The 22,747-nt window shown below is 73.8% G+C and carries 17 protein-coding genes and 1 pseudogene; 13 read left to right on the forward strand and 5 right to left on the reverse strand.

Annotated features, from left to right (window positions below; all coding sequences use genetic code 11):
* Positions 1–14: 14 nt before the first annotated feature.
* Positions 15–1,214 (reverse strand): mannose-6-phosphate isomerase, class I, encoded by a 1,200-nt coding sequence (gene manA, locus ACT3TZ_RS02575; protein WP_444581829.1) that lies wholly within the window; start codon positions 1,212–1,214, stop codon positions 15–17.
* A 46-nt stretch (positions 1,215–1,260) separates the two neighbouring features.
* On the opposite strand from manA, the gene ACT3TZ_RS02580 reads away from it, so the two are divergent.
* Positions 1,261–2,190, forward strand: coding sequence for a nucleotidyltransferase family protein (locus tag ACT3TZ_RS02580; protein ID WP_444581830.1), 930 nt, complete (start codon positions 1,261–1,263; stop codon positions 2,188–2,190).
* 58 nt (positions 2,191–2,248) lie between these two features.
* Here ACT3TZ_RS02580 and ACT3TZ_RS02585 read toward each other — a convergent pair.
* Together ACT3TZ_RS02585 and ACT3TZ_RS02590 are read right to left on the reverse strand one after the other, a co-directional pair.
* Positions 2,249–2,734 (reverse strand): annotated as a pseudogene (locus ACT3TZ_RS02585) (VanZ family protein); the annotation flags it as partial.
* Positions 2,735–2,864: 130 nt separating this feature from the next.
* Positions 2,865–4,478 (reverse strand): sugar transferase, encoded by a 1,614-nt coding sequence (locus ACT3TZ_RS02590; RefSeq protein ID WP_444581831.1) that lies wholly within the window; start codon positions 4,476–4,478, stop codon positions 2,865–2,867.
* Positions 4,479–4,789: 311 nt separating this feature from the next.
* Between ACT3TZ_RS02590 and ACT3TZ_RS02595 the strand changes: the two genes are divergently transcribed.
* Positions 4,790–6,187, forward strand: coding sequence for an acyltransferase family protein (locus tag ACT3TZ_RS02595; RefSeq protein ID WP_444581832.1), 1,398 nt, complete (start codon positions 4,790–4,792; stop codon positions 6,185–6,187).
* Positions 6,188–6,262: 75 nt separating this feature from the next.
* The gene (locus tag ACT3TZ_RS02600) at positions 6,263–7,366 is read left to right on the forward strand and encodes an acyltransferase family protein (RefSeq protein WP_444581833.1); all 1,104 of its coding nucleotides are present in this window, start codon (positions 6,263–6,265) and stop codon (positions 7,364–7,366) included.
* A 14-nt stretch (positions 7,367–7,380) separates the two neighbouring features.
* On the opposite strand, the gene ACT3TZ_RS02605 is transcribed toward ACT3TZ_RS02600, so the two are convergent.
* Positions 7,381–8,544 (reverse strand): glycosyltransferase, encoded by a 1,164-nt coding sequence (locus tag ACT3TZ_RS02605; protein ID WP_444581834.1) that lies wholly within the window; start codon positions 8,542–8,544, stop codon positions 7,381–7,383.
* Between the two features lie 172 nt (positions 8,545–8,716).
* Between ACT3TZ_RS02605 and ACT3TZ_RS02610 the strand changes: the two genes are divergently transcribed.
* From ACT3TZ_RS02610 to ACT3TZ_RS02655, 10 genes are all read left to right on the forward strand, one after another.
* Positions 8,717–9,667 carry a glycosyltransferase family 2 protein gene (locus tag ACT3TZ_RS02610; RefSeq protein WP_444581835.1) on the forward strand — a complete coding sequence of 317 codons (951 nt, stop codon included), beginning with the start codon at positions 8,717–8,719 and terminating at the stop codon, positions 9,665–9,667.
* On the forward strand, positions 9,664–11,544 hold the full coding sequence (locus tag ACT3TZ_RS02615) for an ABC transporter ATP-binding protein (RefSeq protein WP_444581836.1): 1,881 nt from the start codon (positions 9,664–9,666) through the stop codon (positions 11,542–11,544). The genes ACT3TZ_RS02610 and ACT3TZ_RS02615 overlap by 4 nt, the downstream gene beginning before the upstream one ends.
* A 2-nt stretch (positions 11,545–11,546) precedes the next feature.
* Positions 11,547–12,521: a glycosyltransferase family 2 protein gene (locus tag ACT3TZ_RS02620; protein WP_444581837.1), complete on the forward strand. Its 975-nt coding sequence runs from the start codon at positions 11,547–11,549 to the stop codon at positions 12,519–12,521.
* The gene (locus ACT3TZ_RS02625; protein WP_444581838.1) at positions 12,518–13,780 is read left to right on the forward strand and encodes a rhamnosyltransferase WsaF family glycosyltransferase; all 1,263 of its coding nucleotides are present in this window, start codon (positions 12,518–12,520) and stop codon (positions 13,778–13,780) included. Before ACT3TZ_RS02620 ends, ACT3TZ_RS02625 begins: the two co-directional genes overlap by 4 nt.
* Positions 13,777–14,976 (forward strand): glycosyltransferase, encoded by a 1,200-nt coding sequence (locus ACT3TZ_RS02630; protein WP_444581839.1) that lies wholly within the window; start codon positions 13,777–13,779, stop codon positions 14,974–14,976. Before ACT3TZ_RS02625 ends, ACT3TZ_RS02630 begins: the two co-directional genes overlap by 4 nt.
* Positions 14,977–15,086: 110 nt before the next feature.
* On the forward strand, positions 15,087–16,085 hold the full coding sequence (locus tag ACT3TZ_RS02635; RefSeq protein ID WP_444581840.1) for a glycosyltransferase: 999 nt from the start codon (positions 15,087–15,089) through the stop codon (positions 16,083–16,085).
* An 83-nt stretch (positions 16,086–16,168) separates the two neighbouring features.
* Positions 16,169–17,026, forward strand: coding sequence for a hypothetical protein (locus tag ACT3TZ_RS02640; RefSeq protein ID WP_444581841.1), 858 nt, complete (start codon positions 16,169–16,171; stop codon positions 17,024–17,026).
* On the forward strand, positions 17,023–17,889 hold the full coding sequence (locus tag ACT3TZ_RS02645) for a hypothetical protein (RefSeq protein WP_444581842.1): 867 nt from the start codon (positions 17,023–17,025) through the stop codon (positions 17,887–17,889). The genes ACT3TZ_RS02640 and ACT3TZ_RS02645 overlap by 4 nt, the downstream gene beginning before the upstream one ends.
* Positions 17,886–19,154 carry a glycosyltransferase family 4 protein gene (locus ACT3TZ_RS02650; protein ID WP_444581843.1) on the forward strand — a complete coding sequence of 423 codons (1,269 nt, stop codon included), beginning with the start codon at positions 17,886–17,888 and terminating at the stop codon, positions 19,152–19,154. Before ACT3TZ_RS02645 ends, ACT3TZ_RS02650 begins: the two co-directional genes overlap by 4 nt.
* Positions 19,151–19,990 (forward strand): alpha-1,2-fucosyltransferase, encoded by an 840-nt coding sequence (locus tag ACT3TZ_RS02655; RefSeq protein ID WP_444581844.1) that lies wholly within the window; start codon positions 19,151–19,153, stop codon positions 19,988–19,990. Before ACT3TZ_RS02650 ends, ACT3TZ_RS02655 begins: the two co-directional genes overlap by 4 nt.
* Positions 19,991–20,032: 42 nt before the next feature.
* On the opposite strand, the gene ACT3TZ_RS02660 is transcribed toward ACT3TZ_RS02655, so the two are convergent.
* The gene (locus ACT3TZ_RS02660) at positions 20,033–22,669 is read right to left on the reverse strand and encodes a YfhO family protein (protein ID WP_444581845.1); all 2,637 of its coding nucleotides are present in this window, start codon (positions 22,667–22,669) and stop codon (positions 20,033–20,035) included.
* Positions 22,670–22,747 lie beyond the last annotated feature (78 nt).

Raw genomic sequence — 22,747 nt, forward strand, 5'->3', positions numbered from 1 at the left:
CATCCTGACGGGTGTCACGGTGTGCACGCCTGGACCAGGCGGCCCGTGCCGTGCACGCGCACCGGCCCGTCGGCATCGGGGACGAAGAGCGCGCCGCCGCGGACGAGGGTGCGGGTGGCACCGCCCGCGCTCACCTCGACCTCGCCGTCGAGCCCCAGCAGGATCCGCGGGCCGCTGCCGGGGACGGTCACGGCCTGCGGCCCGCTCGCCTCGTCGAGGGTGGTCAGCGACAGCTCGAAGTCGTCCACCGGCGCGTAGTACGCCACGGTGGCCTCGGTCTGGCGCTCGGGGGCCACCCGCAGCGGCGGGGCGGCGACCACCGAGACGCAGCCCAGCATCTCGTCGGCATCGACCTTCTTCACGGTCAGCCCCGCGCGCAGGACGTTGTCGCTGGCCGCCATGATCTCGACCCCGAACCCCGAGAGGTAGGAGTGGATGGCACCCTCGGGGACGTACATCGACTCCCCGGGACGCAGGGTCACGGGGTTCAGCAGCAGCGCGGCCACCACCCCGGGGTCGCCGGGGAAGTGCTCCTGGAGCATCGCCACGGTGCGGTCGATCCGGGGGGACGGGGAGGCGCCCTCGGCCAGCCGCGCGGCGCAGGCCGCGGCGACGTCGGCGACCGCCTCGGGGTCCGGGCGCATCGACGGGGAGACCAGGGTGCGGAAGGCGGCGCGCATCCCCTGGGCGCTCGGCAGATCCCGCAGGAGGGCGCACAGCCGGTCGGTGAGAGGGGTGTCCAGGCCGTCGAGGATCCCGGCGGCACGACGGGGGGTGCGGAACCCGCACAGCGCCTCGAAGCGCGTCAGGGCCACCACCAGCTCCGGCTTGTGGTTGTCGTCGCGGTAGTTGCGCACCGGGGAGTCCAGGGGCAGTCCCGCCGCGTTCTCGGCGGCGAAGGACTCCGCGGCGTGGCTGCGGCTGGGATGGACCTGCAGCGACAGCGGGACCGCGGGGGCGATGAGCTTGAGGAGGAAGGGCAGGCGGGGCCCGAAGGCACGGGTCACGACGTCGCCCAGCGTGCCGTGGGGGTCGGCGGAGATCATCGTGTCCAGCCCGGTGCCCGTATCGGGTGCCTGCGACGGTCCCGCGGGATGGGCGCCGAACCACAGCTCCGCCCAGGGGCGGCCGTCGATCGGGCGTCCCAGGAACTCCGGAAGGGTCCGCTCGGAGCCCCAGGCGTAGTGCTGGAGGGTCCCGTCAAGCTCCCACATGCGTCCTCGTCCGTCCCGTCAGGCGTCGGTCCATACTATGGGCGCCATGGACGTCCCGGCCGTGCCCGACCCTGCAGGCCCGGACGCCACCGTCCCCGACCGGACGCGGCTGCGGCTCGCGCACGCCTGCCTCGAGCACCTCGCCGCGCCGCGCGTCCCCGTCGACGGACACCGCTCCCCTGCGGCACGGGACCGCGGACTGCGGGTGCTGCACCTCAAGGGCGAGGCCCTGCACCCGACGCTCTCGGCCGGGCGGCCGCCCTCCACCGACTGCGACGTGCTGGTGACCCCGGACGACGTCCCGGCCTACACCGCACGCCTGACGGCGGCCGGCTGGGAGCGCCGCACGACCTTCGCCCACGGGAGCGTGTTCACGCATGCCGCGACCTACTTCCACCCCGTGTGGGGCACCGTGGACGTGCACCGTAGCTTCCCCGGGCTCGAGCGCGACCCCCGCGCGACCTTCGCGGAGCTCTGGGAGCATCGCGGCACCGTGGAGCTGGGAGGTCACGAGTGCGCCGTCCCGGACCTGACGGCGCAGCGCCTGGTGCTGCTGGTGCATGCGGCCCGGGACGCGATGGGGCGGCGCGAGCACGACGTGGACGTGGCCTGGACGCAGGTGCCGCCCGCGGAGCGGGACGTGGTCGACACCCTCGCCGACCGGCTGGGCGCGACGGTGCCCCTCGCCCTGGCGACGGACCGCCCGGAGCGCGCCCGGGGAGTGTCCGGGGAGCACCTCTGGCGCGCGGTGCATGCCGGGGAGAATCCCACCGTCGTGTGGAGGGCACGTCTGCGGGATGCCCGGGGCCCCGTGCACCGGGCGCGACTGCTCGTGGAGGCCGCGCGGGTCAACCGCGATCATCTGGAGCTGGCCCTGGGCCATGCCCCCTCGCGCCGCGAGCTGCGGGCGGAGTGGTGGCATCGCCTGGCGCGGGGGGCGCGGAGGCTGCGCGCCCGGCGTCCGGGGCAGGGCTGACGCCCGTGGCGCGCCCCTGGGCGCGAGCGCGTGCACGACGGATGATCACCCTCCCGATCGCGACGCCGATCAGCGCCCCGAGGGTGTTCATGAGGACGTCGACGACCGATGCCTGCCGCGTCCCGATCACGAGCTGGTAGGTCTCGACGCACGCCGAGAGCCCGGCACCCAGGGCCACCCACCACCAGGTGGGACGGAGCACGGCGAGCGCCGCGAAGGCCGGGACGAACAGGACGATGTTGGCGACCCCCTGGAACTCGTCGGGGGTGATCGTGCGCTGGAGGCCGAAGGGCTCGGTGACCGCGAGCCAGACCTCCACATTGACGCGGTTGACCCACCATCCCGAGGGGGTCAGCAGCAGCGCCAGGGCGGCTGCGGCGTAGGCGATCAGCAGGATCAGGGCGATCGTGCGCAGGACGCGGTGGCGGGGTCTCGCCGGACCTGCTGCGGCCGGTGCGCTCGACCTCCCGTTCGTGCTCATCGCCCCAGCTTCTTCGCGTCCGCCGGTCGCGACAAGCCGGGGAGCTTCCCGTGCACCGGACATCACACGCGCGGGAGCATCGACGTCGACGGCCGCCCGCAAGGTTCGCGCGGACCGGTCGCTCGACGACCGATCGCGCGCAGCACGACCGGTGCGCTCAGCACGACCGGGGCTCCAGGTACGGCCCCGCGGCTCAGTACGCCCCGGAGCTCGCGAGCACGGCCCGCACCGTCTTGGTCAGGATCAGCACGTCCTGGGTGAAGGACCAGTTGTCCACGTAGTACATGTCCAGGCGCACCGTCTCGGACCAGGAGAGGTCGCTGCGGCCGGAGACCTGCCACAGGCCCGTGATGCCCGGGCGCACCGAGAGGCGGCGCCGGGCGTCCTGGTCGTACCGCGCCGCCTCGCGCGGGAGCGCCGGGCGCGGGCCCACCAGGCTCATGTCGCCGCGCAGCACGTTCCACAGCTGGGGCAGCTCGTCGAGGGAGAAGCGCCGCAGGAGGCGGCCCGGCCGCGTGACCCGCGGGTCCCGGGCGAGCTTGAACAGGACGTCGTTGCCGCGGTCGCGGTCCTCGGCGAGGAGCTCGGCCAGGCGCTGCTCGGCGTCGGTGCCCATGGTCCGGAACTTCAGGAACTCGAACTCCTCGCCGCTGCGTCCCACGCGGGTCTGCCGGAAGAGCACGGGGCCGCCGTCGTGGAGGCGCACCACGAGGGCGACGACCGCCAGCACGGGGGCGGCGACCGTCAGCAGGACGGCGCTGGCCACGACGTCGAAGAAGCGCTTGGAGCGCCGCAGCGCGTCCTGCGAGCGCGGGAGGTCCAGGTGCACCAGCGGCAGGCCCGCCACCGGGCGCATGCTCATGCGGTCGCCCGAGATCTCGCTGACGGCCGGCACCACGATCACGTCGACGTCGAGATCCTCGAGCTCCCAGGCGGTGCGCCGGAAGTCCTCGGCGCTCGCGCTGGATCCCGCGGCGAACAGGAGCACGGCGGGCCGCAGGGCGCGCGCGACGGCGACCACGTCGTCCTCGGCGCCCAGCACCGGGATCCCCGCCCGGGAGCGGGAGGCGGCCACGCCCGCCGGCACGAGCGCCCCGACCACGTCGTAGCCCAGCCAGCCCTCGCGGTGCACGGTCGCGGCGATCGAGTCGACGTGGGTGAGGGCGCCGATGGCCAGCACGCTCTGACGCATCCGTCCCCGTCGTCGCAGCAGGTTCAGCACCCGGCGCAGCAGGGCGCGGTTGAGGAGCAGCAGCGGGGGGCCCGCCACGAACAGCGCCACGAAGAACACGCGGGACAGCTCGATCCCCGAGAGGTACACGGCGCCGCCCACGATCCCGGCGGCGGCCAGGCTCGCGTGCAGGACGTTGCGGAAGATCTCCGAGCCCGCCTGCATGAGCCGCACGTTGTAGCCGCCGAAGGCGGTGATCGCCACGAGCCAGCCCAGCGCGATCGGCCAGGCCCCCTGCTGCAGGATCCCCGGGAGGTCCCCGGCGTGGCCGAGACCGGGGGTGACCTGACGGGCGAGGTAGGCGATGAGCACGGCGAGTGCGAGCGCGACGACGTCCATGCCCACGAGGGCGACGAGCAGGTGGCGCCGGGAGGTGCGGACACGAGCGGCGCCGGAGGGGGCGGCGGGGTCCGTGTCGGCGGGGCGCAGGATCTCGGGATCGGCGGTCCAGGCGGGCGCGGCGTCGACGAGGGCCTGCGCGGGGAGGCGAGGCTCCTCGGAGCCCGGACCGTCCGGTTCCGGGCGCGGCGCGGGGCGGGTCGAGGACGTGACCCTGGTCCCGGCGTCGGTCGTCATGTGGTCGGCACCCTTCTGCGCACAGTGCACCCAGGGTGGTCCCCGGAGGCCGCCTGCACAAGATCCCCCCACTCTCTGCACCCAAGGTCACAGGGCCCGCCTGCCTGGGGTCGCGCCGGCACGCAGGGGTCCGACCCCCGTCCCGGGCCCCGCCGCGCCTCCCGTCCACGCCCTCCCGTCCCCGACCTCCGTGCCGCCGGTCGCTGTGCGCGCCAGTGACCGGTGACGAGGTCGAGCCCGCACACACCGTCACGACACCGACATTCGCGACGGATCGTGGCTAGAGTCGGGTCAGGCCGACGACCACTCGCGTGCGCTCGTCCAGTTCGTGGCTCCTCACCGCGACCCGTCCGGCCGGCGCACGCCCCGCATCCCGGCTCGCGCCCTTCCCCGCCTCCGCCCACGGCCGAATCCCGGAGTCCGTCCATGCCTGCCGCCGCGCTCACCGCCTCCCCCTCCGCCGGGGCAGCACCCGGGTTCCCCACCTCGCCTCGCTCACGGCGCTGCGCGGGCCCGCCGCGCTGTTCGTCGTGCTCTACCACCTGCGCCTGCGCACCCCGTGGCTCGAGGGCGTGCCCGTGCTGGAGAGCGCCTTCGTGGGCATCTCGATGTTCTTCGTGCTGTCCGGGTTCGTGCTCATGTGGTCCTCGCGGCCCCACGACACCGCCAAGGGCTTCTGGGTGCGCCGCTTCGCGCGGATCTACCCCTCGCACCTGCTGGTGGCGGTCATCGCCCTGCTCGTGCCGATCACGGTGTTCGCCCCCACGGTGCTGGGGGTCGCCGCGAACCTCACGCTCACCCAGGCCTTCATCCCGCTGTACGACGTGGTGTTCTCCCTCAACGGCGTCTCCTGGTCGCTGTCGTGCGAGATGGCCTTCTACGCGGTGGCGCCGTTCCTGTTCCGCTGGGCGCACCGCCGCTCCACCCGCACCGTGGTGCTGGCGATGGGGTCGTGGTGGCTGGGGATCGCGCTGCTGGGGATCGTGCTGGGCTACGCCTCGGGCCTGACCAACGGACTGGCCTACCCCAACCCCGTGATCCGCAGCGGTGAGTTCGTCCTGGGTGCCCTGGCGGCCCTGCTGCTGCGCCGCGGGTGGACGCCGCCGAAGGTGCTGCGACCGCTGCCGACCGCGGTGTTCGTGGTGCTCGTGCACGTCGCCGTCGCGACGTTCCACGTCCCGCCCACCGCGGCCGAGATGATGCTGGGCCCCTGCTTCGCACTGCTGTCGATCGCGATGGCGCGCTCGGACGTCGAGGGCCGCACCACGTTCTTGCGCGCCCCCGTGCTCCAGTGGGCCGGGGACTGCAGCTTCGCGCTGTACCTGATCCACGAGCTCGTGATCATCAACGTGATGCCCTTGGTGGGCCCCGTGTCCTCCCGGGCGGAGGGCCTGGCCTGGGCGGGCGCGGTGCTGGGGCTGTCGATCCTGGCGGCGGTCGCGATCCACCATCTGTGGGAGAAGCCGTGGCAGCTCGCGATCCTCGGCTGGTGGAAGCGTCGCCACCCCCGCATCCCGGCCTCGCCGCCCCCGGTGGTGGAGGCCCCGCCGGCGGTGACGGACGTCGCGACGCAGCCGGCGCGCCCGGTGGTCACGGCGTCACCGGCCACGGTGATCGACGCCGAGCCCGATACCTCGCCCGATGCTGCGCCCGCGCCCGCGCCGATCCTGGGCGGCTCGCCGCCTGCCGCCGGGACGACCCGGACCTGAGCGGCGTCGGCCCCTCGGCCGCCCGGTGCCCGCCACCCCGCCCCTGCCTCCCCCGTGATCTGAGAGTCTTCCCCCATGCCTGCCGTGCCCACCCCGCGCGAGAGCGTCGTCCCGGCGCCCCGCCTGCCCTCGCTCACGGCGCTGCGGGCACCCGCGGCGCTGCTGGTGGTCGGGTACCACCTGTCGCTGCGCACGCCGTGGCTGGAGGGCGGGCCGCTCGTGGACACCGGCTTCGTGGGGGTGGCGCTGTTCTTCGTGCTCTCGGGGTTCGTCCTGCAGTGGTCCACGCGCCCGGCGGACCCGGCGACGGGGTTCTGGGTGCGCCGCCTGGCCCGGATCTACCCGGCACACGTCCTCACCGCGCTGATCGCCCTGGTCGTCCCGGTCACGATCTTCTCCCCCACCGCCCTGTCGATCGCGGCGAACCTGACCCTGACCCAGTCGCTGTTCCCGCTGTACGACGTCGTCTACGGGCTCAACGGCGTCTCGTGGTCCCTGTCGTGCGAGCTGGTGTTCTACGTCGTCGCGCCGTTCCTCTTCGCGTGGGCGCACAGCCGCTCCACCCGCTCGGCCGTGCTGGCGCTGGGCGGATGGTGGGCGGTGATGGCCGCGGCGGGCATCGTGCTGGGATCCGCCTCGGGTCTCACGGACTCCCTGGCCTATCCCAATCCGGTGATCCGCAGCGGCGAGTTCGTGCTCGGTGCTCTCGCGGCCCTGCTCCTGCGACGGGGCTGGGAGCCGCCGGCAGCTGTGCGACCGCTGCCGATGACGGGTCTCGTAGTGCTCGTGTACGCGGTGCTGGCCGTCACCGGGCTGCCCCACACCACCGCGAGCGTCGTGCTGGCGCCGTGCTGCGTGCTGCTGGTCGTGGCACTGGCCCGGGCGGACGCGCGCGGGGAGATCCGCTGGACCCGGGCGCGTCCGCTGCAATGGGCCGGGGAGGTCAGCTTCGCGCTCTACCTGGTGCACGAGCTCGTGATCCTGAACCTGGTGCCCCTGGTGCCGCCCCTCGCGTCAGGAGCGGGCGCGGCGGGGCTCGGATGGTGCCTGGCGGCGGTGTGCCTGTCCTTCGGGGCCGCCGCCGTGCTGCACCACCTCTGGGAGAAGCCCTGTCAGCGGGTGATCCTCCGCGCCTGGGGCCGATGGGCCGGTGCGTCGGCACGCAGGGTGACCGCCTGAGGGCGGGATGCGCCTCAGACCTGCGCCACCTCGCGGAGGTGCGCGATGCGCCGCTCCGCCTCCCGCGCGAAGAGGTGCTCGGACATGAGCTCGCGGCCCGCGGCGCCGGCGGCCGCCCGGCCCGCGGGATCCCGGCCGATCCCGGCGATCGCCGCCGCGAGCGCGTCCACATCGTCCATCGGCACCGTCCACCCGATCCCGTGCCGGTCCACGAGCGCCTGCAGGGCACGGTTGGCGTAGCCGAGCACGGGCACCCCCAGCGCGGCGGTCTCCAGGTAGGTGCCGGCCGGGTCCCCCTGACGGTGCGGCAGCACCATGAGGTCGATGCCCGCGGCGACGGCACGCACCCAGGCGTCGTCGAAGACGAGGTCCCCGTGGAACCGTGCACGGTCGCCGAGCGGGGCGGCGATCGCCCGCATCCGTGCGGTGGCCTCCCCGGACCCGAAGACGTCGAGGGTGAGCGCGAGGCCCCGCGTCGCGGCACGGACGGCGGCGGACACGGCATCCTCGGCGCCCTTGGCGCGGATGTGCCGTCCCGAGAAGCCGAGCCGGAGCGGATGCCCCGGCGACGGGTCCCCGGGGGCGAGGTGATCGCGTCCCCGGGCGAACAGGGGGGCGGTCATCCGCGTGTCGAGGTACAGCATCGCGCGGGGCGACAGCGCTCCGTAGGCGGAGAGCGCGGGATACCCGTTGGCCTGGTACCCGCCGGTGTCGCGGACCATCCGACGCAGGGCGCCCCGGCGACGCAGCCAGCCCGCCGCGACCCGGGCCCTCGTCACGGACGGTGCGTCCAGGGCGCCGATCCGGATCCTCTCGGCCAGGGAGAACTCCCCGAACAGCACCACGGACCGGGGATCCCGTGCCAGCAGCGCGGCGGCGTCGAGGTGATGGAAGGCCAGGGTCGCCGCCGCGCCCTCCCGGGCCCGCGACGGCGCGGAGCCCTCGCGCAGCTCGAGGTCGAAGGGCAGCTCCCCGCGGGCGACGGCGGTGTGCAGCGGGGTGACCGTGGCGGCGCGGTCCGTCGCGCGGGCGAGGAGGACGACCTCCCCGGGCCACGTGCGGGCGTACTGCTCCAGCCCGACGAGGCTCTTGGTCGCGATCCGGACCGTCGTGCCGTCCAGGGAGATCGGGTCCTGCTGGGCGACGACGAGACGCGGGCCGTCCTGCCTCGGCGTCACCGGCGCTCCCCTGTGCTCGACTGCTCGACCTGCTGCGGCACCGTCCGGCGGAGGGCGCGCGACGGCCGCGGCCGAGGGGCCTCGCACCACCGGGAGCCGCGCCGGTCGTGGGCTATCGTACTGAGCGTGTGCACGACGACGAATGCCCGCAGCATCGTCGTGGACGGCTGACGTGGCCCCAGTCCCACCTCCGGCCCCGGTGACCGTGGTCGTCGTCGCCTACCGCCACGCCGCCTGGGTCGGCGACTGCATGGCCTCCATCGCCGCGCAGACGGCACGTCCCGCCCAGGTGATCGTCGTGGACGACGCCTCGGGCGACGGGACCGCCGAGGCGATCCGCGAGAGCGCCGCCCGCTTCCCGGAGATCCCCTGGGAGCTGCGCCTGCACCCGACCAACCGAGGCCTCACCGCGCACCTCGCCGAGGCGCTGGCCACCGCCCGGGAGCCGTACTTCACGTACATCAGCGGCGACGACCGCATGCTGCCGGAGCGTCTCGAAGTGCAGCTGGCCGCCCTGCGCGAAGCACCGGCGGGCACGACGTGGAGCTACAGCGACGCCCTCCGGGAGGACGAGCACCGCACGCTCCTGCCCGAGCCGTTCTCCGTCGCGTACGTCTGGCCCGCCGAGCGCCCGCCGCACCTGTTCCGCTCCCTGGTCCTGGAGTCCTTCGTCCCCGCACCATCCGTGCTGGCCGAGACCGCGGCGATGCGGGAGGCGGGCGGCTACGACCCGGACATCTACTACGAGGACTTCGACCTGCTGCTGCGCCTGTCGCTGCGCGGGGACGCCGTGGGCGTGGACACCCCGCTCGTGGTGTTCCGGGAGCTGCCCACGTCGCTGGGCCACACCACCTTCTCCGCGGACAACCCCCGGTTCCTGGCAGCGATGTCCGCGAGCTTCCGCAAGCACCTGGGCGCGCCCACTCCCGCTTCGGACCTCATCCCCGAGGCGATGTGGTTCCTGGCCCTGAGGCGCTGGCGCGCCGGCGACGCCGACGCCGCGCTGCGCTCGGACCTGCGCCGGACCTGGCGGGACTCCCCGGCTCCCGTCCGGGGGCTGGCGCTGGCGGTGCTGGCGCAGCTGCGGGTGCCGGGGCGATGGACCGTGCGGGGGGCGCGATGACCCGTCACGTCCGGGCTCAGATCCGCTTCCGCCTGATGCAGCTGGGCGTCGTGTTCTCGCGCCGCGCGCGGCGCGGACTCGTCCTCCTGACCCTGGGGTCGATCGCCGTGACGCTCATGGAGACCGGCGCGATCCTGCTGGTCGCCCCCCTCCTGCAGGTGCTCACGGGCGCCGACGTGACCCAGGGCGTCCTGGGCACGATCGCCGCGACGACCGGGCTGACCTCGCGCCAGGACCTGACCCTGGTGCTGCTGGCCGCCGTGGTCGCCGGGTTCCTGCTCAAGGACACCTTCTCCCTCGCCTTCAAGTGGTGGTCGGTCGGCTTCCTCACGCACGAGCGTGCCGAGACCTACGCGGAGCTCATGCAGTACTACCTCGACGCCCCCTACCCCCAGGTCCAGCGTCGATCGATGAGCAGCATGTACACGACGATCGGCACCTCCACCGGACAGCTCTACGCCTCCGTCGCCCAGGGTCTCGTCAGCCTGATCATCGAGCTGACCACCGTGATCGTGATCGGCACGGCGCTGCTCGTGGCCACCCCGCTGTACTCCGTCGGACTGCTGGTGGTGCTCGGGGTCACCGGGATGATCCTCCTGCGCGCCGTGCGACCCCGCGTCGTCCGCGAGGGCGGCCTGGTCCTCTCCCTCGCCGAGCAGGGCTTCCAGCTGGTCCAGCACGCCTTCGGCGGCATGAAGGAGATCAAGCTCCGGCACTCCCAGGCGCACTTCGTGGGGACGTACCGTCGGCTCGAGCATCGCGCGGCCCACTCCCAGCGCGTGCTCGCGTTCGTCGGCGACCTGCCCAAGGCGGTCCTCGAGATCGCCTTCTTCGTCTGCTTCTTCGTCCTCACGGTCGTCGTGGTCCTCACCCAGGGGACCTCGAGCCTCGTGGTGAGCATCGGCCTGCTGGGCGCCGGCGCGTTCCGCCTCCTCCCCTCGCTCTCGCGCCTGATCGGCGCGGTCGCCGGGATCCGCAGCGGACTGCCCGCACTGGATGCCGTCCACGACGACCTCGCGGCCTCCCGCACGATCCCCCCGCACCAGGACCCCGCCGAGACCCCCATGCCCTTCGAGGATGCCCTGCGCCTGGAGGCCGTCACCTTCCGGTACGCGGGCGGGGACGCCGACGTCCTGCGCTCGATCGACCTGACCATCCCGGCAGGGTCCTCGATGGCCTTCGTGGGGACCAGCGGTGCCGGGAAGTCGACGCTCGTGGACGTGATCCTGGGGCTGCAGGCGCCGACGAGGGGCACCGTGACGGCCGACGGCACCGACATCGCCTCGGACCCGGCCGCCTGGCACGCCAACATCGCCGTGGTCCCCCAGGAGGTCTTCCTCATGGACGCGACGATCCGCGAGAACATCGCCTTCGACCAGGACGCGGCGGACATCGACGACGAGCGGATCGCCGACGCCCTCGCGCGGGCACAGCTCACCGAGTTCGTCCGCTCGCTGCCCGAGGGCACCGCCACGCGCGTGGGTGAGCGGGGGACACGGCTCTCGGGCGGTCAGCGCCAACGCCTGGGGATCGCCCGGGCGCTCTACGGCCGTCCGCGGCTGCTGGTCCTCGACGAGGCCACGAGCGCCCTGGACAACGAGACCGAGCGGCGCATCACCGCGACCATCTCGGCGCTCCGGGGGGAGGTGACCGTGCTGGTGATCGCCCATCGCCTGTCCACGGTCCGGGACGTGGACACCGTCGCGATGATGGCCGACGGACGGATCGAGGCCCTGGGCACGTTCTCCGAGGTGCGTGCCGCGTCCCCCGCCTTCGCCCATCTCGTCGACCTGGGCCGCCTCGACGCCGGGCCGCCCGGGGACGAGGGGCAGAGCCCGCACGAGACGCCCATGACCGACGCACCGGGACGGAGCTGACCGTGGACGCGGAGGGTCGACTCCGGCAGGAGGCAGCGCTGGTCCGGCGACGCCTGCGACTGCGCGGCACCGACGAGACCCTCCTCCGGCGCCGGGCCGCCGCCGCCATGACCGGGACGCGGCCGCGACCGCACCGTCGGGTCCTCGGATCCGTGTGGCTGATCGCCGTGGTCCGGGACGAGGCCGACGTCATCGAGGAGTTCGTGACCCACCACCTCGGCCAGGGCCTGGACCGCCTCCTCGTCGCGGACAACGGGTCCCAGGACGGGACCGACTCGATGCTGGAGGCGCTCGCGCGCTCCGATGCCCGGATCACCCTTCTCGACGACCGGCTGCGAGGTTTCCACCAGGGCGCCAAGCTCACCCACCTCGCCCACCTGGCATGGCGCGCGGGGGCCGACTGGGTCGTCCCCGCCGACGCCGACGAACGATGGGTCGGCGCGACGGACACCGTGCCCGCGACCCTTGCCGACGCGCGCCGCCAGGGCCTGGACATCGTCACGGCGCACGTCCACAACGCCTATCCCACGTCCGACGTCCGCGACGCCCCGTGGACCTGGGACCCGCATCCCCACCCGATCACCAAGGTGGCCTTCCGGACGCACCCGTTCGCGGAGGTGGCCGACGGGGCGCACTGGGTCCGCCGGCCCGGATCCCGCGGGGACGGTCTGCACTTCCTGCACCTCCCCTGGCGGTCCCGCACGCAGCTGGCGGAGAAGATCCGCAAGGGGTCCGCCGGATTGTCCGCCGCCGGCCTGGGGGGTCCCGCCTCCGGCGTCGACGGGCACTGGGGCGAGATGACCGGCCTGTCCTCGGGCGAGCTCGACGCCGTCTGGGCCGAGATCTGCGGTGGCCCCGACGCCGGCCTGGAGTTCGGCTACAAGCCGCACGGCGCCCTCGTGCCCCTGGCATCCACCAGCCCGTCGACCTGGAACGACGTCGAGGCGTCGGCTCCGGGTCCGGAGGAGGCACGATGACCCGCGAGTCCCCGCTCCCCCGCCTCCTCACAGGGGCGGCACGCCGCGCACGGGGAGGTCTGCGTCGCGGTGACCGCCTGCTCCAGCAGATCCAGGCGCGGTGGGCACCGAGCACACCGCTCTCCGACGCCCGGGCCCTCCTCGCGGAGTTCAGTCCCGAGCACCCGGCGATCCCGACATGCAGCTCGACGGCCGCGCCCGGGGTCACGGTGCTCGGTTCCCTGCACCCGGGAAGCCTGTTCGGCGGGACGGCGACGGTGATGGCCCTCGGTGCCTCCCTCGCCGAGGGCCTCGACCGTCCGCTGCGGGTGGTCGAGACGCTGAGCCATCGCACGGCACCCGACGTCGTCGCTGCGATCCGGGAGCTCGGCGTCTCGGTGGACCCGCGCCGCGTGGAGCTCGTGGACATGTCATGGCGCCGGGATCACGAGGTCGCCCCGCTCCCGCTGCATCCCCGGGAGCTCGTCGTGACGAGCGCGTGGTGGGACACCGCCGTCGCCGCGCGGCTGCCGCTGGAGACACCGGTGATCCAGCTGATCCAGGACGACGAGCGCATCTTCTATCCCGCGAGCGACGAGGAGCTCGCGGTGGCGCGGACCTTCGCCCTCGCGTCGACCCTGCCCGTGTTCAACACCGAGGTGCTCCGCGACCACTTCGCGCACACCGAGTTCGCCGCCCTGGCGCGACGCGGGATCTCCTTCGAGCCGTCCGTCCTCCGTCCTCCCGAGCCGCATCCGGGCACGGAGCGCCTGCTCTTCTTCTACGCCCGCCCGCAGGTGGCCCGGAACCTCTTCGCGCTGGGCCTGGAGGCACTGGACCGGGCCTCGACGGACCCCGCACTCGCGGGCTGGACGCTGGTGATGGCGGGCGACGCGGAGCTCCCGGACCTGACGCTCGACGGAGGGCAGCGCCTCACGAACCTCGGCAAGCTCGGCCTCAGGGAGTACCGGACCCTCATCGGACGCGCCGCCGTGGCGCTGTCACCGATGCTCGCCCCCCATCCGAACTACCCGACGCTCGAGGTCGCCCAGGCGGGTGCTCGCGTCGTCACGACCGCGTGGGGCCGGAAGACCGATCTCTCGCGGTACGGCGAGGTCACCGTCGCCCCGGCCCGGGTCGGGGCCCTGCGTGACGCCCTGGTCGCGGCGTGCGCGCGGCACGACGCAGGGGTTCCTGTGACGTCCGGTGCGGCCCTGCCGAGCACCTGGCCCGAGGCCTTCGCTCCCGTGCTCGCCCGGGTGCGGGAGGTGATCTCGTGAGGCGCCACCGCGTCGTGATGATCGCTCCCCGTGTCGGGGACGGGTCCCCCGCGCCGTCCGCCGGGCTCGGGCACCTCCAGAACCTCCAGATCCAGGTGGACGGGTGCGCGGATCTCCTCGTGCTGACCCCTCCGGACGCCCCTCCGGCGGGCGAGGGAGCGGTCGCCACGGGGTTCGAGGTGCGTGTCCCGGGGCCCCGCTGGATGCGCACGCTCCTCGGCCGCGGCGAGAACCTGCTGCGCCGCCTGGACCTCACGCTGCCTCCCCTCCCCCTCGCGCTGGGACTCCTCCTGGACCCCCGGGCGCGTGCGGCGCTGGCCGGGGCCGACGTCGTCGACCTGCAGTGGGAGGAGTACGCGGCGCTGGCGCCGATCGTCCGCCGCATCGCCCCGCACGCCCGGCGCATCGGCTCCTTCCACGACGTGCTCAGCCACCTCGCCGAGCGCCGCCTGGCGCGAGCCCCCGGGGTGATCGCCGCACGTCGTGTGCAGGTGACCCGGCGCCACGAGCGTCGCATCCTGCGCCACCTCGACCTGGCCGTCGCCCTCAGCCCGGCGGACGCCGCGCTGCTGCGCGCCGCGGGAGCTGCCGACGTCACCGTCCTCGACCCGCTGATCCCTCTGGCATCCGGCGGCGAGCACGTCCCGGACCCCCCGGGCCGTCCGACCGTCGGGATCGTCGCCGCCTTCGGGCGCGAGGTGAACCAGGCCGGCACCCGCTGGTTCGTGGAGCACGTCTGGCCCCGGGTCCTGCACGGGACCGACGGTGCGCGTCTCCTGCTGGTCGGCGCGGATCCCACCGGCTTCGCGACCGCGGTGGCGGCGGGCGCCCCCTCGATCGAGGCCACCGGCTTCATCGAGGACCTCGATGCGGCGTACGCGGATCTCACCGTCGTCGCGGTGCCGCTCCTCCTGGGGTCGGGGGTCAAGTTCAAGACCCTGGAGGCGCTGGCCCGCGGACTGCCCGCGGTGTCGACCCCGATCGGTGCCGAGGGCATCGAGGCGGCACGGCACCTCGCCGCGATCACGACGGATCCCGAGGCGTTCGCGGATTCGCTGATCGAGGTGCTCCAGGACCCCGCCCCCTTCCATCGGGACGCGGCGCGCATCGCCCCTGAGATCAGGCGGCAGTACGGCCCCGAGGCCTTCTCCCAGCAGGTCCGACGCCTGTACGCCGCGCCGACCGAGGCCCCCTGACCGGCCCTGTCGGCCGCGGCGCTCCGCGCAGGACGGACGGCGACACGCACGGGTGCGGAGCGCACCGGTCGGCGCACCCGACCGGCCCGGCCGTGCGATACCTTGCGTCCATGCCGACCGAGCAGACAGCGCCGCGCCCGACCTCGCTCGCGAGGCCGCAGTCAGCCGTGGAGCCGCAGGACGACAGCGATCCACTCGTCAGCGTGATCATCCCCTGCTACAACGCGGCCGCCACGCTGCCGGCGCTCCTGTCGGCCCTGGTCGAGCAGGTGGACCCCCCGCCGTTCGAGGTGATCGTCTCGGACAACCTCAGCACCGACGGCTTCCGCTCCGTCGTCGACGCCTTCCGTGACACCCTCCCGAGGATCTCCGTGGTCGCGGCGCACACGTCCCGCGGGCGTGCCGTGGCCCGCAACATCCCGGTGCGCCACGCCCGGGGTCAGCACCTCGTGTTCATCGACGCCGACGACATCCCGTCGCCGCACCTCCTCCGCAGGCTCCACGACGCCCTCGAGGTCCACGACCTCGCGATCGCGCCGTCCGACGCCTCCGCCTTCCACGGCGACGACGCGCCCGATGCGGGCAGACTCCGCGCCGTCGAGGAGGACGCGGCGCGCCATGAGGAGCAGGCACCCCCGCATGCGGGGCGGTTCGTGATCACAGGAGGCTCCGGCCTGGCGGTACGTCGCGACGCGTTCTTCGAGATCGGCGACTTCCAGACCCGCTACCGGAGCCAGGAGGACATCGAGTTCGGAGCGCGCGCCCAGCTGCTCGGGTTCACCGTGCAGCGCGTCTCGGGCTGCCTGATCCACTATCGGTCCCGCACGAGCTTCCGGGCCTTCCTCCGCCAGCAGAGGCAGTTCGGACGGGGCGACGTCCACATGTGGTCCGACTACGAGCACCATGCCGGCGTGCCGCTCTCGTTCAGCGCCGACGTCCGACGGCTCGCCCGTGGGATCGCAAGCCTTCCCACCATCCCGGCTCGGGACGTCAAGGGGCACCTCGGAGCGATCCTCAAGGCGGGCTCGAAGGTCGAGGGGCATCTCCGGTATCGCTGGCGATCGGTCCTGGGGATCACGGCGAGGCATCGCCACCGCTCCGAGTACTGATCGCCGCGGTGTCCCGCGATCCTGGACCCTCTTCGCGCGCCCCGCGACAGCGCAGGGCACGTCGCCCGGGGCAGAATGCTCCCATGCAGGTCACGCCCTCCGCGCGCGACGTCCTCGTCGTCGCACCCCATCCCGACGACGCCGCGTACTCGGCGAGCGCGGTCCTGGCCGAGCATCCCCACGCGACGGTGCTGACCGTGCTCGCGGGCGCCCCCAGCCCGCCCGTCGTCCGGTCCTGGGACCAGCAGTGCGGCTTCCGGGACTCCGACCACGCCGTCGAGGCCCGTCGGCAGGAGGATGACGCGGCGTTCGCCGGGACGCAGCACGCGCTCAGACGCCTTCCCCTGCTCGAGGCGCCCTATCTCACGGGTCCCCGCACCGCACAGGACGCCGCCGTGCTCGACGCGGAGCTCGAGGCCTGGCTCTCGGCGGCACACGAGCCTCTCGTCTGCATGCCCGCGGGTGCCGGGGTGCCCTTCCGCACGATCCCGGCGCCGCCGCCCGGCAGACGATGGACCCGCGTCGTCAAGCGGATCGTCGGGGCCCCCGGCAAGAAGCTCTTCGACGCCGCCCGGCGACGTCACCGCAACCTCACGGTGGGCAGCGCCCGCACCGTCAACGGCGACCACCTGTGGGTCCGCGACACCGTGCTCGACCACCTCGAGCACCTCATCCGGGCAACCCCTGAGGCACCCGGGCGGACGGTGGAGGTCGAGTTCTACGAGGACTACCCGTACCTGCTCTCCCAGGACGCGACCGGTGCCGTCGAGGAGCTCTCCGCGCGCCTGGGTCCCCTGGACGAGCGGGTCCGCGCCGTGGACACCGCGGTCAAGCGTGCCCTCATGGAGCACTACCGCAGCCAGCTCGTGGGAGACAGCTCGATCGTGGACGACGGTGTGCTGCCGCCCAGCGAGCGGTCCTGGACGGTGCGTCTGCCGTGACCGCCCGCTCCACGCTCCTCGCCCTTGCGCGGCAGGCCAAGCACAGGGCGTTCCTCGCCTGGAAGTTCCGTCACCTGCACCTGCGCCACGTGGAGTTCCTCCGGGAGGCGCGTCAGCGGCGGCAGGATCTGTCCCTTCCGCCCGAGCTCGTCGCGGAGAGCTTCCTCCGGCATGACGAGCCGGGGGACCCGGGCGCCGCCACCGCACCGATCCCCCGCGTGCTGTGGGTGCTGTGGACCGGCGAGAACCCCATGTCCCCCACGCGCACCGCCTCGCTCGCCCACCTCCGCGAGGTCCAGCGCGGCCTCGAGGTCCGTCTCGTGACACCCGCGACCATCGACCGATGGATCCTCCCGGACCATCCCCTGCATCCGCGCTTCGAGGACCTCACCCTGGTCCATCGGTCCGACTACCTGCGCGCCTACCTCCTGCACCACCACGGTGGGGCGTACACCGACGTCAAGCGGCCGATCGGTGCGTGGCTGCCCGTGCTCGAGCAGGTCGAGCGCCAGGGGATCTGGCTGGCCGGCTACCCCGAGATCGTCCATACCCTGATCCCCCGGCCCGAGCCCTTCGGCGATGCCCTGCGGGACCGCTCCAGCCTCCTCACCGGACAGGGCGCCTTCATCTGCCGGGCACGCACCTCCCTGACCGCCGAATGGATGCACGAGGTCGACGCCCGTCTCGACGCACATGCCGAGGCCCTGCGCCGGACACCGGGGGACACGTACGGGGAACGCCCCGGCTACGCCCTGCGGTGGACGGAGCTCCTGGCCGAGGTCACCGAGCCGCTGGAGATCAAGCACCGCGCGCACGTGCTGCGCGATCGGCGCCTGCTGGTCAGGACGCGGGGCTACCGATGAGCGCGGTCACCGACGGCCCCCTCCCCACGGCAGATCGTCCCCTGCGGATCGTCGTGGCCGCCCACGGCGATCCCGAGTCCCGGGCGACGTGGTCCGGCACCCCCGCGGGCATCATCGGCGGGCTGCGCGCAGCGGGCCACGAGGTCATCGGCGTGTCGGCGAGCCCCCGGCCCGTCCTCGAGAAGCGCGTGCTGCAGGTGTTGTCGCTGCCTGCCGTCCCGCGGCAGCTGCGTCGGACGCCGCACCTGCGCTCGGCGCTGGACGCCGCCGTCGCACGGACCCGCAACACCCGCCGGTACCGGTGGTGGAGCTCCCGGGTGGCGGCACGGGCCCTGCACCGGACGGGGCCCGTGGACCTCGTGATCCAGATCGGCTCCGCCTTCGAGGTGGCCGGAGCGGCCACGGTCACGTTCGACGACCTCACGATCCCCCAGGTGCTGCAGCGCGATGCCCCGGACTGGCGCGGGCTGGCGCCGTCCACGGTCCGCTCCCGGCTCCGGGCGCAGACCCGCGCGCTCCTGCATGCCCGCGCCGCGACGACCGCGACGCCCTGGACGGCCCGTTCGGTCCGCGAGGACCTGCAGGTACCCGAGGACCGGGTCCACGCCGTGGGGGTCGGGATCAGCGGGCTCCCGGTGCTCGCCGGGCGTGACTGGTCGTCGCCCCGGTACCTGTTCGTCGGCAAGAACTGGGAGCAGAAGAACGGACCCGTGCTCCTGGCGGCCTTCGCATCCGTCCACGAGGTCCTCCCCCACGCCCGTCTGGACCTCGTCGGGCACCACCCCGCCGTCGACCGGCCCGGGGTGACCGGCCACGGTTTCCTGGACCTCACGGACGCCTCCGCACAGGAGCTCCTCGCCGCGCTCTACGCCCGCGCCACCTGCCTCGTGGTCCCGACGGCCTTCGAGGCGGCGGGGATCGCCTTCCTCGAGGCGGCCGCCGTCGGGATCCCCAGAATCGGGGCCTCCGGGTGCGGGGCGCCCGACATGATCGGGCCCGGTGGTGTGGTGGCCCGTCCCGATGACCTCGACGCCCTCGCCGCGGCGATGCTGCACCTCGCCGACCCCGAGCGGGCCCGAGCGCTCGGCGCCGCCGGTCGCGAGCTCGCCCCGCTCTTCACCTGGGACCGCGTCGCCTCCCGCATCCTGCAGAGCGCAGGCCTGCGCGCGCGGCGCGAGGAGGACTGGGACCACCTCTTCGATGACCCCGCCCCGACAGTGGACGGGCGCCCGGGCGCCGAGCACCGAGGACGGACAGGGCCATGAGCATCGACAGGCACCGGATGGTGGGCGCCCTGCGCGACCACGTGCTCGCGCCGGTCGGCCGCCTCCTCGGCGCACCCCAGGTGCAGATCACCTCCCCCAATACGCGCGGGGGCAACGCCCTGTACTACTGGCTGCGCGCGTGGACGCTCGATGCCCCGAGGCACCCCTGTCGGATCCTCCTGCAGGATAACTTCGCGGAATGGCCCGCCGAGTTCCCCCTGCTGGAGCACCTGTCGACCCGCAAGCAGGACGTGCCCCGGCTGCTGACCCAGTGGCTGGGCGACCGGTACGACCTGATCGGCGTCCACTTCTCGCGGCAGGAGCTCGACGGCTTCTGCCGAGCGCTCGTGGCCTCGTCCCCCTCGTTCCGGGCGCGACGCGCACGGGCACGTGCGCAGATCCCCGAGGGCACCTGCGTGATCAACGTACGGCGCGGTGACTACTACCGCGTCCCCGAGCTCGAGGCGATGTACGGCATGGACGTGCCGGGCTTCGTCCGCGCGGCGCTCGAGCTGACGGAACCCGCCGCGCACCACGTCCTCGTCTCCGACGATCCCGCCTGGTGCCTCGAGCACGTCGCGCCGATGGTGCCCGGCACCGTCGCCACGCTGGATCGTCGGGACCTCTTCGACGACCTCGCGGCGCTGTCGGTGGCCCGGACGCTGATCCTGGCGAATTCCACGTTCTCGTTCTGGGGTGCGCATCTCGGGGCGGCGCTCGGGGACCTCCGCACCTGCGTCGCCCCGCCCTTCCACTTCCGGCACGCCGACGGCACCGAGGACGCCCAGCGCTTCGACCCCTCGTGGACGGTGGTCGCCGAGCTGCCCACGGCGTGAGCTGTCGGACCCGGTGCCCCCACGACCCGGCCCCACGGCTGCTCACGGCGGGGAATCGGCCCGCCCTCGACCGGGCACACGGCCTCGGTGGATCGTGCCTCCCCAGGTGACGGTCACGGACCGTCGGGCGCGTGAGCGGGAGCGGATGCCGAAGGTCACGAGGCAGGTCAGGCTCGAGAGAGAGACCACCAGCCCTGCGGTCAGTCCCGGGGGCGAGTACCGGCAGGTCAGTCGCTGCACGGATTCCGTGCGCACGGCGAGCATGCCGCTGACGTCACGGACCGGCGTCGCCCGCTCATCGGCCGTGCACGACCACCCGCGGTACGCGGGAACGGCGATGACCGTGGTCCCGGAGACGGGGCGGTCCCACTGCGCCTCGACGCGCCCGCCCCGGATCCTCAGCTCGGTGGGACGTTCCGCGTCCTGCACGGCGGCGCGCAGCGCGCCGAGGTCCACGCACGCCACGGATGCGTCCGCGAGCAGCGACGCGCCGGACGGCACGACCTGCGCCTCGACCCTGCCATCGTCGGTGACGCCCAGGGTCGCCGGCTCGGCCCGCGTCGCCACGACCCCCTCCTCCCGCACGCCGTCCATCGTCGCGGCCTGGTCCGCGGTGCTCACGCGGCCGGACAGCGCCGGGGAGAACACCTGCACGAGGTCACCCGGCCGACACGACGCCGTCAGCACGTACACCTGCCCGGGATCCACTTCGAGCCCGCTCGGAGGGACGGCCAGCAGGGGGCCGTCCGGGGATCCCGTGCGCACCTGGGTGTCGACGGCCCGGTACACCTCGGCCCCGGCCACGGCGTTGCGACGTGATGCGAACGCCGAGCCGTCCGCGATGGCCATGGCGTCGTCTCCTGACGGGTCCGCTGCGCCGTCGGTGCCGCCCGGCCGTCCGTCGGACGGGGTCTGCAGGGCCGACGGGACGGTCCGGACCAGCGGGTACACGGCGACCTCCGGGTATCGGGCCTGCAGTCTCTCAGCACCCATCAGCGAAGCCCCCACCGGGTCGGCGGGGTCCGAGGTCCCGCGTCCGAAGCTGGTCCAACCCAGGTCGAGCGCCGCGAGCATGGTCGCGCTCTCGGCAGGCGTGAGGCTGGAGTAGTAGGAGCTCCCGACGCGCCCGGTCACCGCTCCGTCGTTCGCTCGCACCTGCGCACCGGCCGTGGTGCGATAGGTGGGCCAGGACGCGGATCCCGAAGAGTCACCGGCTGCGCCGGCGACGGTGGGATACGACTCCCAGTCCTGCTTGCCCCTCTCCATGCCGAGGACGTTGGCGATGCTGCCCAGGACCACCACGGCGACCGTCGCAGCGAGCGCGATGCGGGGCAGCCGACGGGCACACCCTGCGGCGATCCCGAGGACCAGCACCGAGACGGCAACCACCAGCACCCCGTCCACGGGCACGACCGTCGCGGCCGTCCCGATCCGCGACACCGCCAGGAGCGCGAGTCCGGCGCCGAGGGCGATGCCCGTCTGCAGCCGCGTCCAGGGTGCGCCCATCGATCGCCAGGCCATGAGGATCAGCCAAGCGCACACGACGAACGCCTCACGGAAGGTGCCCCCGTGGGGCAGGGCGAAGGCATGCCAGGCCAGCTGGGTCGCCGGGAGCTGGAGGGACAGCAGCAGGGCGAGCGCGCCCGCGGGCCAGAGGAGGCGCTGGGTCCAGGAGATGTGGCGGCCCAGGGGCTGGACCGCGGCGGCCAGGAGCGCGGCGACACCGATGAACAGCCCGGGGGCGGCGAAGGCGCCTGCCGTCATCGGCAGGAACCGGCCCACGACGAGGCTCCACGGCTTGCGCACGAAGGCGCCCTCGTCCCACGGGGTGGCGTTGCCGACCGCCAGGAATGCCGGGACCAGCAGCACGGCGGCCAGTGCGGCGCCGAGGGCCGCTCTCAGGAGGAATCCGCCGAGCCGTCGCAGCACCTCCCGCCCGGTCGGCCGCAGCTCGACGAGGCGCGCCACGAGGTAGAGCGTGGCGAAGATGCTCGCCATGTAGGCCATGTAGTAGTTCGACCACCAGACCAGGGCCACGGCCACGCAGCCGAGGACCAGTCTCCGCCCGCGGAGGACCTGCTCGACCACCAGGAGCAGCAGCGGCAGGCACCACAGCACGTCGAGCCACATCGGCAGCCACGTGCCGTCGTCGATCGCCCAGCCGCAGGTCGCCCAGGACAGCCCCAGCAGTCCCGCCCACCAGGGCAGGAACGCGCTGGACCGGGGCGGCATCACGCTCAGGAGGAAGAACGCCATCATCGCCGCACCCGCCGCGAGCTTGGCGCACGCGATGACGAACAGGGCCATCGAGGCGTGCTCGGGGCCGAAGGGGACCGCGATCAGCGCGAAGGGGCTGGCGAGATACGTCGCGTAGTCGCCGATGAACGGGGTTCCGTTGCCGACGGCCCAGGTGAAGGTGGCGGTGGTGGTCGGGTCCTCACCGCGCAGCGCGCGGGCGAACAGGGCGTGGAACGGGACGAACTGCGCGCCGAGATCGGCGATGTCCCGCCCGTGGGGACCGAAGGGGAAGCGGCCCGCGAGAGCCACGCCGAGGCAGTGGACCACCACGGCGGCCAGAGCGGACAGCACGGGGACGGTGAAGGCGCGGCGACGCCCGCGGGGACCGTCGGTCGGCTCCTCCGCGGCCGACGTGGCTCGCGGGGTGTCAGGGGCGGTCATCTCGGGTCCTGTCTGCGGGGCGCGGGAGTGCGGCATCCGCACGCGCTGCGCGGACGGGGACGGGGCGGTCGGAGGATG

This window comes from Brachybacterium sp. AOP25-B2-12 (assembly GCF_052378625.1).
Taxonomy (GTDB): domain Bacteria; phylum Actinomycetota; class Actinomycetes; order Actinomycetales; family Dermabacteraceae; genus Brachybacterium.